This is a genomic window from Paenacidovorax caeni (genome assembly GCF_001298675.1).
Lineage (GTDB): Bacteria > Pseudomonadota > Gammaproteobacteria > Burkholderiales > Burkholderiaceae_C > Paenacidovorax > Paenacidovorax caeni.
The window spans coordinates 23,989-39,596 of sequence record NZ_CYIG01000035.1 but is presented as its reverse complement, the minus strand read 5'-3'; the positions used below and the strand labels follow the sequence as shown (position 1 = coordinate 39,596).

The 15,608-nt window shown below is 65.2% G+C and carries 17 protein-coding genes; 12 read left to right on the top strand and 5 right to left on the bottom strand.

The genetic code is table 11. The annotated features are described in order from the left end of the window. From BN2503_RS21020 to BN2503_RS14125, 9 genes are all read left to right on the top strand, one after another. Nucleotides 1-324, top strand: a 324-nt coding sequence (locus BN2503_RS21020; RefSeq protein WP_233495085.1) for a hypothetical protein, incomplete at its 5' end; no start/stop codon positions are given. Nucleotides 325-418: 94 nt separating this feature from the next. Beyond that, a complete protein-coding gene (locus BN2503_RS14160) occupies nucleotides 419-664 on the top strand; it encodes a type B 50S ribosomal protein L31 (protein ID WP_054257309.1) in 246 nt (81 codons plus the stop codon). An 88-nt stretch (nucleotides 665-752) separates the two neighbouring features. Beyond that, nucleotides 753-2,474, top strand: coding sequence for a hypothetical protein (locus tag BN2503_RS14155; protein ID WP_054257305.1), 1,722 nt, complete (start codon nucleotides 753-755; stop codon nucleotides 2,472-2,474). 169 nt (nucleotides 2,475-2,643) lie between these two features. Beyond that, complete coding sequence (locus tag BN2503_RS14150) at nucleotides 2,644-3,330, top strand: Crp/Fnr family transcriptional regulator (RefSeq protein WP_054257304.1); 687 nt, start codon at nucleotides 2,644-2,646, stop codon at nucleotides 3,328-3,330. A 93-nt stretch (nucleotides 3,331-3,423) separates the two neighbouring features. Then, nucleotides 3,424-4,905, top strand: a complete 1,482-nt coding sequence (locus tag BN2503_RS14145; RefSeq protein ID WP_054257303.1) for a protein adenylyltransferase SelO — start codon at nucleotides 3,424-3,426, stop codon at nucleotides 4,903-4,905. Continuing rightward, entirely contained in the window at nucleotides 4,902-5,315 is a 414-nt protein-coding gene (msrB, locus tag BN2503_RS14140; RefSeq protein ID WP_054257302.1) for a peptide-methionine (R)-S-oxide reductase MsrB, read from the top strand. The genes BN2503_RS14145 and msrB overlap by 4 nt, the downstream gene beginning before the upstream one ends. A 1-nt stretch (nucleotide 5,316) precedes the next feature. Then, nucleotides 5,317-5,871 (top strand): septation protein A, encoded by a 555-nt coding sequence (locus BN2503_RS14135; protein ID WP_054257301.1) that lies wholly within the window; start codon nucleotides 5,317-5,319, stop codon nucleotides 5,869-5,871. Then, the gene (locus BN2503_RS14130) at nucleotides 5,868-6,140 is read left to right on the top strand and encodes a BolA family protein (protein ID WP_054257300.1); all 273 of its coding nucleotides are present in this window, start codon (nucleotides 5,868-5,870) and stop codon (nucleotides 6,138-6,140) included. The genes BN2503_RS14135 and BN2503_RS14130 overlap by 4 nt, the downstream gene beginning before the upstream one ends. A gap of 66 nt (nucleotides 6,141-6,206) precedes the next feature. Then, entirely contained in the window at nucleotides 6,207-6,992 is a 786-nt protein-coding gene (locus BN2503_RS14125; protein WP_054257299.1) for a peptidylprolyl isomerase, read from the top strand. Between the two features lie 77 nt (nucleotides 6,993-7,069). Here the strand turns inward: BN2503_RS14125 and BN2503_RS14120 are convergent, their stop codons facing one another. Continuing rightward, nucleotides 7,070-7,834, bottom strand: a complete 765-nt coding sequence (locus BN2503_RS14120) for an acetyltransferase domain-containing protein (protein WP_054257298.1) — start codon at nucleotides 7,832-7,834, stop codon at nucleotides 7,070-7,072. A 180-nt stretch (nucleotides 7,835-8,014) separates the two neighbouring features. Between BN2503_RS14120 and BN2503_RS14115 the strand changes: the two genes are divergently transcribed. After that, on the top strand, nucleotides 8,015-8,362 hold the full coding sequence (locus tag BN2503_RS14115) for a hypothetical protein (RefSeq protein ID WP_233495084.1): 348 nt from the start codon (nucleotides 8,015-8,017) through the stop codon (nucleotides 8,360-8,362). Between the two features lie 54 nt (nucleotides 8,363-8,416). Here BN2503_RS14115 and rlmD read toward each other — a convergent pair whose 3' ends face one another. Further along, nucleotides 8,417-9,886, bottom strand: coding sequence for a 23S rRNA (uracil(1939)-C(5))-methyltransferase RlmD (rlmD, locus tag BN2503_RS14110; protein ID WP_054257296.1), 1,470 nt, complete (start codon nucleotides 9,884-9,886; stop codon nucleotides 8,417-8,419). A 379-nt stretch (nucleotides 9,887-10,265) separates the two neighbouring features. Between rlmD and hemP the strand changes: the two genes are divergently transcribed. Beyond that, on the top strand, nucleotides 10,266-10,424 hold the full coding sequence (gene hemP / locus BN2503_RS14105) for a hemin uptake protein HemP (protein WP_074930360.1): 159 nt from the start codon (nucleotides 10,266-10,268) through the stop codon (nucleotides 10,422-10,424). A gap of 299 nt (nucleotides 10,425-10,723) precedes the next feature. Beyond that, complete coding sequence (locus BN2503_RS14100) at nucleotides 10,724-12,280, top strand: TerC family protein (protein WP_054257308.1); 1,557 nt, start codon at nucleotides 10,724-10,726, stop codon at nucleotides 12,278-12,280. A 108-nt stretch (nucleotides 12,281-12,388) separates the two neighbouring features. Here BN2503_RS14100 and typA read toward each other — a convergent pair whose 3' ends face one another. The 3 genes from typA to rbfA are packed head-to-tail and all read right to left on the bottom strand — an operon-like array spanning nucleotide 12,389 to nucleotide 15,606. Then, the gene (gene typA, locus BN2503_RS14095; protein WP_054257294.1) at nucleotides 12,389-14,218 is read right to left on the bottom strand and encodes a translational GTPase TypA; all 1,830 of its coding nucleotides are present in this window, start codon (nucleotides 14,216-14,218) and stop codon (nucleotides 12,389-12,391) included. Nucleotides 14,219-14,230: 12 nt separating this feature from the next. After that, entirely contained in the window at nucleotides 14,231-15,232 is a 1,002-nt protein-coding gene (gene truB / locus BN2503_RS14090) for a tRNA pseudouridine(55) synthase TruB (protein ID WP_054257293.1), read from the bottom strand. After that, nucleotides 15,229-15,606, bottom strand: a complete 378-nt coding sequence (gene rbfA, locus BN2503_RS14085) for a 30S ribosome-binding factor RbfA (protein WP_054257292.1) — start codon at nucleotides 15,604-15,606, stop codon at nucleotides 15,229-15,231. The genes truB and rbfA overlap by 4 nt, the downstream gene beginning before the upstream one ends. Between the last annotated feature and the right edge of the window lie 2 nt (nucleotides 15,607-15,608).

Sequence of the window (15,608 nt, the reverse complement as noted above, 5' to 3'; positions counted from 1 at the left end):
GTCCATGCTCCCAACGTCAATTTCTTCGGTACAGTTTGGCTTCGGCATTGCCCGCTCGTTGATCAAGATTCGACACCTGGATTTTCGGGCACACAAGGGCAATGCCGTCCTCGTTTGTGGCTCTACTACGGTGAAATATCCGGGCTAGGCCAGCCGGGAACCTACCGCAACGCCCTGCTGCTGGCGCAGGCCATGGAAAAGCAGCAATTCAACGCCGTGCAGGCGCTGGCCGAACGGCTGCAGCTCAATGCCCTGCCCGTGCTGAGCCTGCAGATGGAAGCCCTGGGCAAGGCCAACGAGATCATTGAAATGAGCCAGGAATAACAAGATTGCCGGGTATGCGATAATCGAGAGCTTTTTGCGGAAAGTACACCGGAATAGGCTGGTGCGGCTCCCGCTGCTGATTCAAAGGAAGATCATGAAAGAAGGCATTCACCCCAATTACCGCGAAGTGCTGTTCGTTGACCTGTCCAACGGCTTCAAGTTCGTGACCCGCTCCTGCGTAAACACGAAGGAAACCGAGACGTTCGAAGGCAAGGAATACCCGCTGTTCAAGCTGGATACCTCCAGCGAGTCGCACCCCTTCTACACCGGCACGCAAAAGTCCGTGGACAACATGGGCGGCCGCGTGGAGCGCTTCCGCAACCGTTTCGGCAAGAAGTAATCCAGATTCGCGCCTGGCGGGGGTCTCCTCCGCCCGCAAAAAAGGGCAGCCCGGGCCACCGCGCTGCCCTTTTTGACCTTCTACCCCCGTGAACCACCCAACCCCCGCCATCGTCACGCAACGCGCCGCCCGCCCCCTGCCGCGCTGGGCGCTGCTGCTGCTGTGCCTGGCCTACGTGGTGCCGGGTTTCGTCGGACGCGACCCCTGGCGCAATGTCGATGTCGCCTCGTTCGGCTACATGCTGGAACTGGCCCAGGGGCGCAGCCACTGGTTAGCCCCCACACTGGCCGGATTCACGCCCGACGGCGACGGCCTGCTCGCCTTCTGGCTCGGTGCGCTCGCGCTGCAGTGGGCGCCGGGCTGGCTTGCCCCCGAGATGGCGGCCCGCCTGCCCTTCATTGCCCTGCTGGTGCTGACGCTGCTGGCCACCTGGTACACCGTGTACTACCTGGCGCGCAGCCCGGGTGCCCAACCCGTGGCCTTCGCCTTCGGCGGCGAGGCCCACCCCAAAGACTATGCGCGCTCCATGGCCGATGCCGGGCTGCTCGCCTTGCTCGCCTGCCTCGGGCTGGCCCAGCTGTCGCACGAAATCACCAGCTACCTCGCGCAATTGGCGTGTACGGCGCTGGTGTTCTTTGCCGCCGCCATCCAGCCCTACCATCCGCGCCGCGCCGCCGTCGCGATGCCGCTGGGCATGGCCGGACTGACGCTGGCGGGTGCCCCCACGCTCGCTACGCTGTTGGGCCTGGGCTGCGCCGCACTGGCCTGGTGGGCGCCCGCCCATACGGCAGACCGGCGCCGCACCGCAGCCCTGGCCTGGGCCGCCGCCACGCTGGCCAGCATGGGCCTGGCCTGGGCGCTGGATTTGTGGGCCTGGCGCATTGAGCCGCCGCAGGCTTTTCTGCCCTACGCCACGACCATGCTGCGCATGCTGGTTTGGTTCGGCTGGCCCGCCTGGCCGCTGGCACTGTGGACGCTGTGGCGCTGGCGCCGCCAGATCGCCAGCCGCACGGGCCACCGCCACCTGTGGCTACCGCTATGGTTCACCCTGGTGACGCTGGCGGCCACATTCACCACCCAACCGGCCGACCGCGCCCTGCTGCTGGGCCTGCCGGCGCTGGCAGTGCTGGCCGCGTTTGCCCTGCCAACGCTGGAGCGCAGCATCGCGGCGCTGATCGACTGGTTCACGCTGCTGTTCTTCAGCGTCTCGGCCATCGCCATCTGGGTGGTGTGGATTTCTCTACACACCGGCATACCCGCACAGCCCGCCGCCAACGTGGCGCGGCTGGCCCCCGGCTTCATACCGCGCTTCGATGGCCTGGCTTTCGCGCTGGCGCTGGCCGCCACCGCCGCATGGTGCGCCCTGGTCTGGTGGCGTGCAGCCCGGCACCGTACCGCGCTCTGGAAAAGCCTGGTGCTGCCCGCCAGTGGCACCACGCTGGCGTGGCTGCTGCTGATGACCATCTGGCTGCCCATGCTGGACTACGCCCGCAGCTACGCCCCGCAGGTACGCCAGATCGTGGCCACGCTGGGCCCGCAACCAGGCTGCGTGCTCACGCACAACCTGGGCGACTCGCAGGTGGCGGCACTGCAGTTCCACGGGCACCTGGCGCTCTACCCCGCCAGCGCGGAGCCCCCGCAAGGCTGCCAATGGCTGGCCGTAGGCAGCGATACAAACGATCTGCCCGACGACTTGGCCCAACCCGCACAATGGCTGCCATTCGCCGCCATTGGCCGGCCAACCAACCGCAGCGAGCGCATCCTGCTGCTGAAGCGGCTGCCCCCAGCATCTGACGAAGCCGCCCCGTGAGCCAACCACCAGGGTGCATGAGCCAAATCGGCCTCTAGCGCTTTCCAGAAAAGCGCTGACAGCTATCAAATCAGGAGTTCAGCCGCGCATCGCAATGTGGCCAGCGATGCGCACACTGCGTCCAGGCAATGTTGCTGGGGCTGTTTCCCTGGCCTGCGAGAATCTACCTATGTTCTGTAATTCGGACCCCGCCGAGCGCTTCATCAGCTCCCAGCCATGGTTCGGCGGCCTCGGTGCGCAGCTGCAGCAGCAGGTGCATGCCAGCATCCGCCAGACCGAGGGCGCCAAGGGCGAGGTCATGCTGCCGCTAGGCAGTCCGGCCCAGGGCTGGCACGCGGTGCTCAGCGGCTTGGTGATGCTGCGCAGCTCGCCACAGCGCACGCGCGCCTCGGCCTTCATCGGCATGCCCGACGGCGAATGGTTCGGCGAGGGCACTGCCCTCAAGGGCGGGCCGCTGCTGTACGAAGTTGTGGCCCTGCGCCCTACCCGGCTGCTGTGCCTGCCGCTGCCGATGTTCAACCACCTGTACAACACCAGCCTGGCCTTCACACAGTATTTGGCCCAGCACATGAACCTGCGCCTGGGCCAGGCCATGACAATGATCGAAGCCGGACGCACGCGCAGCGCCGAGCACCGCGTGGCCTTGCAGCTCAGCCGCCTGTTCTGGCGCCGCCAGCGCAGGCTGAACCTGACGCAGGAGGAACTGGGCCAGCTCGCGGGGCTGTCGCGCCAGACCATCAACCGCGTGCTGCAGGCCCTGGTGGCCGAGGGCATCGTCACCCTCGACTTCGGTCGCGTGGCCATCCTCGACGATGCCGCGCTGGAGGCCTACCTGGCCCGCACCGCCGCAACCTGACCGCAGGCACCTCAGAACGCGCCCACGACCGCAGGTTGACCTCCGGTTGACCCCAGCCGCGCACGGGCAACGCACCTGCCACACAATGGCCCGATGCCCCCTGCATCACCCGCCCTGCCCACCGTGGACACCGGCCTGGCCTGGAACCACCGTTTCGCCGACCTCGGCCCCGCGTTCCACACGCGGCTGCCGCCCACGCCGCTGCCCGCCCCCTACCCCGTGGCGCACAGCCCCGAGGTGGCACGCCTGCTCGGCCTGGACCCAGCGTGGCTGGCCACCGACGACGCCCTGCAGCTGTTCAGCGGCAACGCCCTGCCCGCAGGCGGCGACACGCTGGCTAGCGTCTACAGCGGCCACCAATTCGGCGTGTGGGCCGGGCAGCTCGGCGACGGACGCGCCCTGCTGCTGGGCGAAACCGAGCAGGGCTTGGAGATCCAGCTCAAGGGTGCCGGCCGCACGCCGTACTCGCGCATGGGCGACGGACGCGCCGTGCTGCGCTCGTCCATCCGCGAGTTTCTGTGCAGCGAGGCCATGCATGCCCTGGGCATCCCGACCACGCGCGCGCTGTGCCTCATGGGCTCGCCCGCGCCCGTGCTGCGCGAAAGCGTGGAAACCGCGGCCGTGCTCACACGCGTAGCGCCCAGCTTCATCCGCTTCGGGCATTTCGAGCACTTCGCCGCACGCGGGCAAACCACCGAGCTGCGCCAGCTGGCCGACTACGTCATCGACCGCTACTACCCCGCCTGCCGCACCACACCGGATTTCGGGGGCAACGCCTACGCCGCGCTGCTGCAGGCCGTGGCGCAGCGCACGGCGGAGCTCATCGCCCAATGGCAGGCCGTGGGTTTCTGCCATGGCGTGATGAACACGGACAACATGAGCATCCTGGGCCTGACGATCGACTACGGGCCCTTCCAGTTCCTCGACACCTTCGCCCCCAGCCACATCTGCAACCACAGCGACACCCAGGGCCGCTACGCCTTCGACCGCCAGCCCAGCGTGGCCTACTGGAACCTGCTGTGCCTGGGCCAGGCCCTGCACCCGCTGGCAGGCGAGGTAGACACCATACGTGCCGCGCTGCAGGCCTACCCGCGCACCTTTCAGGACGCCCTGGCGCGGCGCCTGCAGGCCAAGCTCGGGCTGAGCAGCCCGCACGAAGGCGATGAAGCCCTGGTACAGGCCCTGCTGACCTTGCTGGCGCAGGACGGGGTGGACCACCCCATCTTCTGGCGCCGCCTGGCGCATGCCGTGGACAGCGGGGATTTCAGCCCGGTAGGTGCGCTGTTCAGTAACCGGGCGGCATGGGCCGCCTGGTTGCTATCGTATTCAGAGCGGCTAGCGCTCGTGGATAAAGCGCTAGCGGCCAAATTGATGTTAAAAACCAACCCCAAATTCGTGCTGCGCAACCACGTGGCCGAACAAGCCATCCGCGCCGCCGCGCGAGGCGACATGGCGCCGCTGCACACCGTGCAAAGGCTGCTGGCGCATCCCTTTGACGAACACCCGGGCCACGATGCCTGGGCCGACTTTCCGCCCGACTGGGCGGCCCACCTTGCCATCAGTTGCTCCTCATGACCCACCCGATCCAGAAAATCGATGAAGAATGGCAGGCCCTGCTGCGCGCCAAAGGCGCCGAACCCGCCGCCTTCCAGGTGACGCGGCACGCGGCCACCGAGCGCCCATTCACGGGCCGCTACGAACAACACTGGGCCGAAGGCCGCTACCATTGCGTCTGCTGCGGCGCCCTGCTGTTCCAGTCCCACACCAAATTCGATGCGGGCTGCGGCTGGCCCAGCTTCTGGCAGGCCGAGCCCGGCGCCATTGCCGAACATGTGGACCGCAGCCACGGCATGGTGCGCACCGAGACCGTGTGTGCACAATGCGGCGCCCACCTGGGCCACGTGTTTGAAGATGGCCCGGCACCCACGGGCCTGCGCTATTGCATGAATTCCGCGTCGCTGGCCTTCGAGCCCCCCACGTCCTAGCATGAAACTCCTGATCGACTTCTTCCCCATCATCCTGTTCTTCGCGGCCTTCAAGGTCTGGGGCATCTACACGGCCACTGCCGTGGCCATCGCCGCCACGGTGGCGCAGATCGCTTACCTGCGCCTGCGCCACGGCAAGGTGGAGCCCATGCAATGGGTGAGCCTTGGGGTCATCGTCGTGTTCGGCGGCGCTACGCTGCTGGCGCACAGCGAAACCTTCATCAAGTGGAAGCCCACGGTGCTGTACTGGCTCATGGGCGGCGCGCTGGTCATCGGCCAGCTGCTGTTTCGCAAGAACCTCATCCGCTCGCTGATGCAAGCGCAGATCGAGCTGCCCGACGCCGTCTGGCGCACCCTGAACTGGAGCTGGGCCGGCTTCTTCGCGGCCATGGGCCTGCTCAACCTGTGGGTGGCCTACGCATTCGACACCGACACCTGGGTGAACTTCAAGCTCTTCGGCGGCATGGGGCTGATGGTGGTCTTCGTGATCGCGCAAGCCCTGTACCTGAGCCGCCACATCAAGGAAACCGACGACACCACGGGTGCCCAGCCATGAATAACCCCTTCTCTATCAGCGCCGCCCTGCTGGAAGCACGCCTGCGCGAACGCCTGGCCCCCACGCAGCTGGAGGTCATCGACGAAAGCGGCCTGCACCAAGGACACGCCGGGGCCAACGGCACGGGCTTCGGCACCCATTTCCGCGTGCGCATCGCGGCACCGCAATTCGTCGGAAAGTCACGCGTCGCGCAGCATCGGCTTGTGTATGATGCGCTGCAAGAATTCATCGACCAGGGCCTGCATGCACTGGCGATTGAACTTCTCTGAGCGGGCCCCATCTATCCTGCCCTGGGGCGGCATGCCCGCAAACCATCCTTGTTTTTTGGATTTTTCATGAAGCAAAAGCTCTTGTCCGGCCTTGTGGCCGCCGCTGTGTTGGGCGCAGTCGCGCTGCCCGTCGCTGCACAAAACCTGGCCATCGTCAACGGCAAGCCCGTACCTAAGGAGCGCGCAGAGCTGCTCAAGCAACAGGTGGAACGCTCGGGCCGCCCGATCACCCCGGAAGTCGAAAGCCAGATCAAGGAAGAAGTGATCGCGCGTGAAATCTTCCTGCAGGAAGCGAAGAAGCGCGGCCTCGAAGCCTCGAAAGACTTCAAGAGCCAGATGGAACTGGCGCGCCAGACTATCCTGATCCGTGAACTGTTCGCTGACTACCAAAAGAAGAACCCGGTCAGCGACGCTGAGATCCAGGCCGAGTACGACAAGTTCGTGGCCGCCAACAGCGGCAAGGAATACAAGGCCAGCCACATCCTGGTAGAGAAGGAAGACGAGGCCAAGGCCATCATCGCTTCCATCAAGCAAGGCGCCAAGTTCGAGGACATCGCCAAGAAGCAGTCCAAGGATCCTGGCTCCGGCGCACGCGGTGGCGACCTCGACTGGGCCAACCCGAACAGCTACGTGAGCGAGTTCACCGAAGCCATGCTCAAGCTCAAGAAGGGCGAGATGACGGCCGAGCCGGTCAAGAGCCAGTTCGGCTGGCACATCATCCGCCTGGACGACGAGCGCCAAGCCCAGCTGCCCAAGCTGGAAGAAGTGAAGCCGCAGATCGCCCAGCAGCTGCAACAACAAAAGCTCGGCCAGTTCCAGGAAGACCTGCGCACCAAGGCCAAGGTGGAATAACACCACCCGGCGCCACACGCGCTCCTACAAAACGCGGCCCCCGGGCCGCGTTTTGCTTTTTCAAGCGGCCGTTGGCATCACCCCCGCAGCCAAAGCCACAGCATCAGCCCCCCCATCATCACGGGCTGGTGCAGCAGGTAGTAGCTGAGGCTCCAGCGCCCCATCAGGGCCAGCCCCCGCATCGGCCCAGACAACGCCACCGCAAGCCAGGCGCGCTGGCGACGCAACAGCCATTGCCCCAAGGCCAGTCCCCAGCACATCACGCCCAGCCAGGGAAAGACAGGCACATAGTCTTCAGTGAACGGCTTGTGCGTGACCAGGCCCAGCCAGTTAAGCCAGCGCGCGTCAAACCACGGTGCTACCGCCGCCCAAGGGCCGGCGAGCAAAGCGCCCATCACCCAGGGCAGCGCCAGCGCTATACCGCCAGCCAGCCACAACCAGCGCCCCCAGCCAGCCATGCAGCGCGCCAGCACCAGCATGACGGCCATGCCATGCAGCACGCCGAAATAGATGTAGCTGCGTGGAAAGACGAGGTAAGACCCGACGCTGACCAACAGCGCCGCCGCAGCCACCTGCAGCCAACGCCTGCGAAAACGCCCCCAGGTCTGCCGCTGGTCCCAGGCGATGGCCTGCCCCATGCCGGCGCACAACAGAAAAAGACTGACGATGGCCGTGCGCTGCCAGGTCCAGAACGGATCGCCCAGGAAGTTCTGCGGCCACAGGGCAAAGTGGCTCAGATCGAAGCAGAAATGGAACACGGTCATCCACACCATGGCCAGGCCGCGCAAGGCGTCGACACGATCGAAACGCGAGGACGGGCGGCAAGGGGCAGTCTTAGGCATGGATCTGGCAAATGGAAAAAGTCCATGCAAGTCTATAGCCCATAGCGCCAGCACCGCCGGGCAGACGCCCGGTGGCGCAGCGCCAGCTGCGGCAGCCCCTCCGCCGCGTCGATTGCAGGGCAACAATTTGCCGCACCCCTCTCAATACTGGGTACGCGGTGCCGATAATGGAGGGACATGATGCCCCACACCACCACCCTGCGACGCCTCGCACTCGCTGCCGCCATGCCTGTGCTGCTCTCGGCTTGCGACATTCCAGGCCTGGGGCCCGATCCGCGTGCGGTACAGCGCGAGGCCGAGGCCAAGGCGGTCGGCGGTGCCTGCCGCCACGCGCTGCGCGGGCTGGAAGACTGCTTCACGCTCAACCCCAAGGCGCCCAAGGCCGCCGTGTTTGCCGGCTGGAAGGAGATGGACGCCTACATGCGTGAAAACAAGCTGGAAGGCACTCCTTCGGTACTGGGCAAAGCCGAGCCTAAGGCAGAGCCCCGCCGCAGCCGAGCCAGTAACGCGGACGACGACAACTCCTGAACCGAGCGTCCGCCCCCCGTGGCCATACGCGGACCGGGGCGGCGGCCCGCGCCTTCAGGCGCGCTCGAAAACCGCCATGCTCTCAACGTGGGCCGTGTGCGGGAACATATTGACCACCCCCGCTGCCACGCAGCGGTAGCCCGCCTGGTGCACGAGCAGCCCGGCGTCGCGCGCCAGCGTGGCGGGGTTGCAGCTCACATAGACGATGCGCTGCGGCGGCACCCAGTGCGCTGCGCCCGCTGGCAAGGGCGGCGCCCCCTCTGCGCCCAGACGGGCCTGATGCAGATCCGCCAGCGCCTTCGACAAGGCGAATGCCCCCTCGCGCGGCGGATCGACCAGCCATTTGTCGGCCACGCCATCCGCGACCAGCATCTCCGGCGTCATCTCGAACAGATTGCGCGCTACAAAGCTAGTAGCTGCTAGCGCTTGCTGGACGGGCCTTTGGGCCTGATTTTTCTCATAATTCTCGCGCGAGCGCGCCACCAGGGCCTCGCTGCCCTCAATGCCCAGCACCTCGCGTGCCTGGGTGGCGATGGGCAGGGTGAAGTTGCCCAGGCCGCAAAACCAGTCGATCACGCGCTCGGCCTTGCCGGCGTCAAGCAGGCGCAGCGCGCGCGTCACCAGCACACGGTTGATGTGCGAGTTCACCTGGGTGAAGTCGGTTGGCTTGAACGGCATGGTGATACCGAAATCCGGCAGGCCATAGGCCAGTTGCTCTGCGCCGTCTGCATCCAGCAGGTGCACCGTGTCGGGCCCCTTGGGCTGCAGCCACCATTGCACCCCGTGTTCGGCAGCGAATGCACGCAGCCTGGCCAGGTCGCCCTCGCTCAGCGGCTCCAGGTGGCGCAGCACCAGGGCTGTCACCGTGTCACCGCAGGCCAGTTCGATTTGCGGGCACGTGTCGCGCGCTTGCAGCCCACCGATCAGTGCGCGCAGCGGCATCAGCATGGCATCGACATGCGGCGGCAGAATCTTGCAGGTCTGCATGTCGGCGATGTAGCGGCTCTTGCGCTCGTGGAAACCCACCAGCACCTCGCCCTTCTTCGGCACGTACCGCACAGACAGGCGCGCGCGGTAGCGGTAACCCCATGCGGGGCCCTCGATCGGGCGCAAGATGGTCTCGGCTTTCACCTTGCCCAGGTGCCAAAGGTTGTCCTCCAGCACGCGCTGCTTGACCGCCACCTGGGCGCCGACATGCAGATGCTGCATCTTGCAGCCTCCGCAGGCACCGGAATGCAGCCCGAAATGCGGGCAGCCCGGCCGCACACGCTGGGCGGATTCACGGTGGATCGCCATCAGGCTGGCGGCTTCCCAGTTATTCTTCTTGCGGTGGGTGTTGGCACTGACCCACTCTGTGGGCAAAGCGCCGTCGATAAACACCACTTTGCCATCGGACTTGCGTGCCACGCCCTGGGCATCCATATCCATGGACACCACTTCGAGCCACCCTGGCGGTAGTTCGGTGGCCGGGCCTGCCGCTTCGGCCAGCAGGGCCGCGCGGTCGTCTTTGTTCGTCTCGCTCATGGTGGGGAAAGGTCTAGGCGCCCGCGCTTCCCCTCGATCACCAACAGGTCTCGCAAACCCGCGTGGTTAAAGGGAATTGCGGTGGTTGGCGTAATTCGTACGGTTGGAGTTTACCGTCAAACAAGTGCACATATTGCCGGCGCAACCGCCCCATATCCCTGAGGCCGTCGGCTGAAACTGGGCAAATCCTTTGGCACGGTGTACCTGTCTCGAAAGACGCCAAGGCATGCAGTGCACCATCTCGCGGAACAAAGCGCTTCAGGCCTGCTTGCCAATTTAAATGATAATGGTTATTATTTGAAAACCTAAAGGATGCCACATGCAACGCAGCCCGATCACCACCACGCCCTGCCATCCGCCGGCCCGGAACACTCTGGGCATGCCCGTCGTCGCAGCCTTGCGCGATGGCCTGCTGTCTGCGGGCACCGTGGACAGCAGCGCCTTGCTGCAAGGACAAAAGGCCGTATCCATCGTGCACAACGGCGCGGTTTACCGCTTGCAAGCCACCAAGCTGGGCAAGCTGATCCTGACGAAATAAGTTTCATCGTGGGGCGACTCCGGCCTGTACAGGCCCAAGGGTCGTTTTTGCCAGCCAAGAGGGTCTCTCCTCGGTAGCCAGGCGTTTTTTCCACCGTGCAGCCGTGCTCCACACCCGCCCGCAGGCGTAGGCAGCTGCCTTTGGTTATGATTCACGCCTGCTATGGAACCTCCTCCCCGATGGCGCATGCTTGCGCCCCGCTCTCCTCTCCCCCCCTCCCCAGACTTCGCGCAGCACCCAACGCCATGCGCCCATCGCCCTGACACGGCTGCAGGAGCTTTCCCATGGAATGGCTGAACCTGCACTGGGTCTCGGATCCCTCGATCTGGATCGGCCTGTTCACGCTGATCATCCTAGAGATCGTGCTGGGGGTGGACAACCTCGTATTCATCGCCATCCTGGCCGACAAGCTGCCGCCCGCACAGCGCGACAGGGCCCGCGTCATCGGTCTGGCCCTTGCGCTGGGCATGCGTCTGGTGCTGCTGTCGGCCATGTCCTGGCTGGTCACACTCACCACACCGCTGTTCAGCGTGGGGCCACTGAGTGTTTCGGGGCGCGACCTCATCCTGCTGGTGGGCGGGCTATTCCTGCTGTTCAAGGCCACCACTGAGCTGCACGAGCGCCTGGAAGGCACGCAGCACAGCAGCAGCGATACCCCCCGGGCCTACGCCAGCTTTGGCGTGGTCGTGGCGCAGATCGTGCTGCTGGATGCGGTGTTCTCGCTCGACTCGGTGATCACCGCCGTGGGCATGGTCGATCACCTGGCCGTGATGATGGCGGCGGTCGTCATCGCCATGGGCGTGATGCTGCTGGCCTCCAAGCCACTGACGCGCTTCGTCAACGCGCACCCGACTGTGGTGGTGCTGTGCCTGAGCTTCCTGCTCATGATTGGTCTGAGCCTGCTGGCCGAAGGCCTGGGCTTCCACCTGCCGAAGGGCTATTTGTACGCTGCCATTGGTTTCTCGATCATGATCGAGTTTTTCAACCAGTGGGCACGCCGCAACATGCTGCGCAACGAGGCGCGCGTACCGCTGCGTGAGCGCACTGCCGATTCCATCCTGCGTCTGCTCGGTGGGCGCAACACGCCGGCCAGCGATGCCCCGCATGCACCGGACAGCCCTGCGGAGACACCCGCCTTTGGCCAGCAGGAGCGCCATATGGTCAGCGGCGTGCTATCGCTCGCTGAACGCAGCGCCCAATCGGTGATGACGCCGCGCGCAGACATCCAGTGGCTCGACCTGGACCAGGAGCCCGAGGCGCTGCGCGCCCAATTGGTGCAAACGCGCCACGGCCTCTTTCCGGTCGCCCATGGCGAACTCGACCGCCTTGCGGGTGTGGCGCGTGCGCGCGATCTGCTGGCCGACCTGCTGACGTACGGCAAGATTGACGTGACGCGCAGCCTGCGCCAGCCGCTCGTGGTGCCGGCCTCGGTGAACGTGGTCAAGCTGGTGGAGCAAATGCGCCACTCACGCGCCCAGGTGGCGCTGATCAGCGACGAGTTTGGCAGCATCCTCGGTCTGGTCACACCCATCGACCTGCTCGAAGCCATTGCTGGCGAGTTCCCCGACGAGGGCGAACAGACCGAGATCCAGCCCCAGGCCACCCCCGGGCACTGGATCGTCGATGGCCTGGCCGACCTGCACGCGCTCGAAGCGGCCACCGACGTGCGGCCCCTGGCCGACAGCGACGACTACAGCACGCTGGCCGGCTTCCTGCTCGCGCGGCTGGAGCAACTGCCTGCCGAGGGCGAGGTGCTCGAAGCCATGGGCCTGCGCTTTGAGGTACTGCGCATGGACAAGCGCCGCATCGCGCTGGTGGACGTACGGCGCATCGAGCCCGATCTGCCACCGGCATGATGCTCATGAAAGAATAGCTGCCAGCGCTTTCCCAGCAAGGCTAAAACCCGAAAATCTCCAAAAAAAAGAAACCCGGCAATGCCGGGTTTCTTGCTTGGCGGGAAGGGCTTATGCGCCTTCGCGGCTGGCACGCTTGCGCTCGTGCTCCTTCAGGTGGCGCTTGCGCAGGCGGATGCTCTTGGGTGTGATTTCCACCAGTTCGTCGTCTTCAATGAACTCCACGCCGTATTCCAGCGTCAGGTCGATAGGCGGCGTGATCTTGATGGCGTCTTCCTTGCCGCTCACGCGGAAGTTGGTCAGCTGCTTGGTGCGCGTGGCGTTGACGATCAGGTCGTTGTCCCGGCTGTGGATGCCGACGATCATGCCCTCGTACACCGGGTCGCCGGCCTTGACGAACATGCGGCCACGGTCGTCCAGCTTGCCCAGGGCGTAGGTGAAGATTTCACCGTCGTCCATGGAAATCAGCACACCGTTCTTGCGGCCACCGATCTCGCCCTTGTGCGGCTCGTAGCTGTCGAAGATGTTGGAAATCAGGCCCGAACCACGGGTCAGGTTCAGGAACTCGTTGGTAAAGCCGATCAGGCCACGCGCAGGAATGCGGTACTCCAGGCGCACGCGGCCACGGCCATCGGGTTCCATGTTCACCAGCTCGCCCTTGCGCTCGCCCAGGGCTTGCATCACGCCGCCTTGGTGGCCTTCTTCAATGTCGGCCGTCACCAGCTCGATCGGCTCGCAACGCTCGCCGTCGATGTCCTTGAACACCACGCGCGGCTTGGACACGGCCAGTTCATAGCCTTCGCGGCGCATTTCTTCCAGCAGGATGGTCAGGTGCAGTTCGCCGCGGCCAGACACTTCAAAAATACCGTCTTCGTCGGTTTCCTTGACACGCAGGGCCACGTTGGAGCGCAGTTCCTTTTGCAGGCGGTCCCAGATCTGGCGGCTGGTCACGAACTTGCCTTCGCGGCCGGCCAGGGGCGAGGTGTTCACGCAGAAGTTCATGGTCAGCGTGGGCTCGTCAATCTTCAGCATGGGCAGCGGCTGGGGATTGAGCGGGTCGGTGATGGTCTCGCCAATGCCAATGTTTTCAATGCCATTGACCAGCACGATGTCGCTGGGGCCGGCCTCATTCACTTGCACGCGGTCCAGGCCCTGGAACTTGTGAATTTGGTTGACGCGGCCCTTGTAGCTGGCGCCATCGGGCCCGGCCATGACCAACACTTCTTGGCCTGCACGCAGCGTGCCGGTGTTGATGCGGCCCACGCCGATACGGCCCACGAAAGTGGAGTAGTCGAGTGCCGAGATTTGCATCTGCACCGGCGCATCCGGGTCGCCCTTGACCGACGGCACATGCTTCAGGATGGTGTTGAACAGCGCCGACATGTCGGGGCCCCACTGCTCGCCCGGAGCGCCTTGCTCCAGCGAGCTCCAGCCGTTAATGCCCGAGGCATACACCACGGGGAAATCCAGCTGCTCGTCGTTCGCGCCCAGCTTGTCAAACAGGTCGAACGCAGCGTTCACCACCTTGTCGGGGTTGGCACCGGGCTTGTCCACCTTATTCACCACCACGATGGGCTTGAGGCCCAGGGCCAGCGCCTTCTTGGTCACGAAGCGCGTCTGGGGCATGGGGCCTTCTTGCGCATCGATCAACAGCACCACGCCGTCCACCATGGACAGCGCACGCTCCACTTCACCGCCAAAGTCCGCGTGGCCGGGTGTGTCGAGGATGTTGATGTGCGTGCCTTCCCAGCTCACGGCGCAGTTCTTGGCCAGGATGGTGATGCCGCGCTCGCGCTCGATGGCGTGGTTGTCCATCACGGTGTCGACGACCTTTTCGTGGGCTGCGAACGTGCCGGACTGGCGCAGCAGCTGGTCAACCATGGTCGTCTTGCCATGGTCAACGTGGGCAATGATGGCAATGTTGCGGATTTGAGTGCTCATAACAGGTGGCTTTCAATGTGTCTTGGGGGGTTCGGTACCACAGGGGGCGCCTTGTGGGCCTTGCAGGATTTGTTGGATTTCGAGGGGACTGAGCAGGCGGTCGGGAATCAGCTCGCCTTGCCGGGCATGGGCCACACCCAGCAGCGCGGGAGGGTGTTCCGCGTACACGGCCACGGCCCCGGCATCGGGCCACGGCCCGCGCCGGCGCATGCCGGAGAGAAAACGCCCCGCATCCTGTTCATTCAGCGTGACCACAGCATGACCGGCCAGCAAGCTCTGCACCGGCTGCACGCAGGCCAGGCGCTCTTCTTCGGTCATCGCCTCAAGCTGTGCCAGCGTGACGCAGCGCTCCACACCAATACCGCCGGTTTCGACGCGGCGTAAAAAGGTAAGGTGCGCACCGCAACCCAGCGCTTGGCCAATGTCCTCGCCCAGGGTGCGGATGTAGGTGCCCTTGCTGCACTGAACTCTGATTTTGATAGCTGGCTGCGCTTGCTCAGATTGGGCTAGCGCCAGATTCAATGCATAAATCTCGACATCGCGCGCGGGCCGCTCCACTTCAACGCCAGCGCGCGCGTACTCGTACAGCGCCTTGCCGTCCTTCTTCAGGGCGCTGTGCATCGGCGGCACCTGGCGGATGGCGCCGGTGAACTGCGCCTGCACGGCGGCCAGGCGCTCAGGCGTGAGTTGGGCAGGATCCACTTCACGGCGCTGCAGCACCTCGCCCTCGGCGTCACCCGTGGTGGTGGTCACGCCAAGCAGGGCCATCGCCTCGTAGGTCTTGGGCGCATCCAGCTGCAACTGGCTGAACTTCGTGGCCGCACCAAAGCACAGCGGCAGCACGCCACTGGCCAGCGGGTCCAGCGTGCCGGTGTGGCCCGCCTTCTCGGCGCGCAGCAGCCACTTCACCTTCTGCAAGGCGTCATTGCTGGAGAAACCCAGGGGTTTGTCGAGCAGCAGCACTCCGTGCACCGGGCGCCGCTGCACCCGGATGCGGGGAGCGCGTTCGGTCATGCTGCGTCGTCGTCCTTGGAACGAGAGGCGACCGCGCGCGCGATCAGCGCATTCATGTCGGCCGCGCGCTCAGTGGTGCGGTCGAACAGGAAATGCAGCGTGGGCACCGTGTGGATGTGCAAGCGCTTGAACAAGCCGTTGCGCAGGAAGCCTGCGGCCTGGTTCAGCGCCTCCTGGGTGGCATCCGCATCGCCGATGAGGACGCTGAAGAACACCTTGGCATGCGCGTAATCGGGCGTCACCTCGACGGCCTGCAGCGTCACCATGCCGATCCGCGGGTCTTTCAACTCGCGGATCAGCTCGGACAGATCGCGCTGGATCTGGTCCGCGACCTTGAAGCCGCGGCCCGGCGTGGAGGATTTCTTCGCTGCCATGG

Bases quoted from the DNA above. Each gene is read 5' to 3' on its own strand.
- BN2503_RS14125 (WP_054257299.1), top strand. From the start codon at position 6,207: ATGAAGCAAAAGCTCTTGTCCGGCCTTGTGGCCGCCGCTGTGTTGGGC.
- rbfA (WP_054257292.1), bottom strand. From the start codon at position 15,606: ATGGCAGCGAAGAAATCCTCCACGCCGGGCCGCGGCTTCAAGGTCGCG.
- rlmD (WP_054257296.1), bottom strand. From the start codon at position 9,886: ATGAGCGAGACGAACAAAGACGACCGCGCGGCCCTGCTGGCCGAAGCG.
- BN2503_RS14115 (WP_233495084.1), top strand. From the start codon at position 8,015: ATGCCCCACACCACCACCCTGCGACGCCTCGCACTCGCTGCCGCCATG.
- BN2503_RS14145 (WP_054257303.1), top strand. From the start codon at position 3,424: ATGCCCCCTGCATCACCCGCCCTGCCCACCGTGGACACCGGCCTGGCC.
- BN2503_RS14160 (WP_054257309.1), top strand. From the start codon at position 419: ATGAAAGAAGGCATTCACCCCAATTACCGCGAAGTGCTGTTCGTTGAC.
- BN2503_RS14130 (WP_054257300.1), top strand. From the start codon at position 5,868: ATGAATAACCCCTTCTCTATCAGCGCCGCCCTGCTGGAAGCACGCCTG.
- hemP (WP_074930360.1), top strand. From the start codon at position 10,266: ATGCCCGTCGTCGCAGCCTTGCGCGATGGCCTGCTGTCTGCGGGCACC.
- BN2503_RS14150 (WP_054257304.1), top strand. From the start codon at position 2,644: ATGTTCTGTAATTCGGACCCCGCCGAGCGCTTCATCAGCTCCCAGCCA.
- typA (WP_054257294.1), bottom strand. From the start codon at position 14,218: ATGAGCACTCAAATCCGCAACATTGCCATCATTGCCCACGTTGACCAT.
- BN2503_RS14120 (WP_054257298.1), bottom strand. From the start codon at position 7,834: ATGCCTAAGACTGCCCCTTGCCGCCCGTCCTCGCGTTTCGATCGTGTC.
- truB (WP_054257293.1), bottom strand. From the start codon at position 15,232: ATGACCGAACGCGCTCCCCGCATCCGGGTGCAGCGGCGCCCGGTGCAC.
- msrB (WP_054257302.1), top strand. From the start codon at position 4,902: ATGACCCACCCGATCCAGAAAATCGATGAAGAATGGCAGGCCCTGCTG.
- BN2503_RS14135 (WP_054257301.1), top strand. From the start codon at position 5,317: ATGAAACTCCTGATCGACTTCTTCCCCATCATCCTGTTCTTCGCGGCC.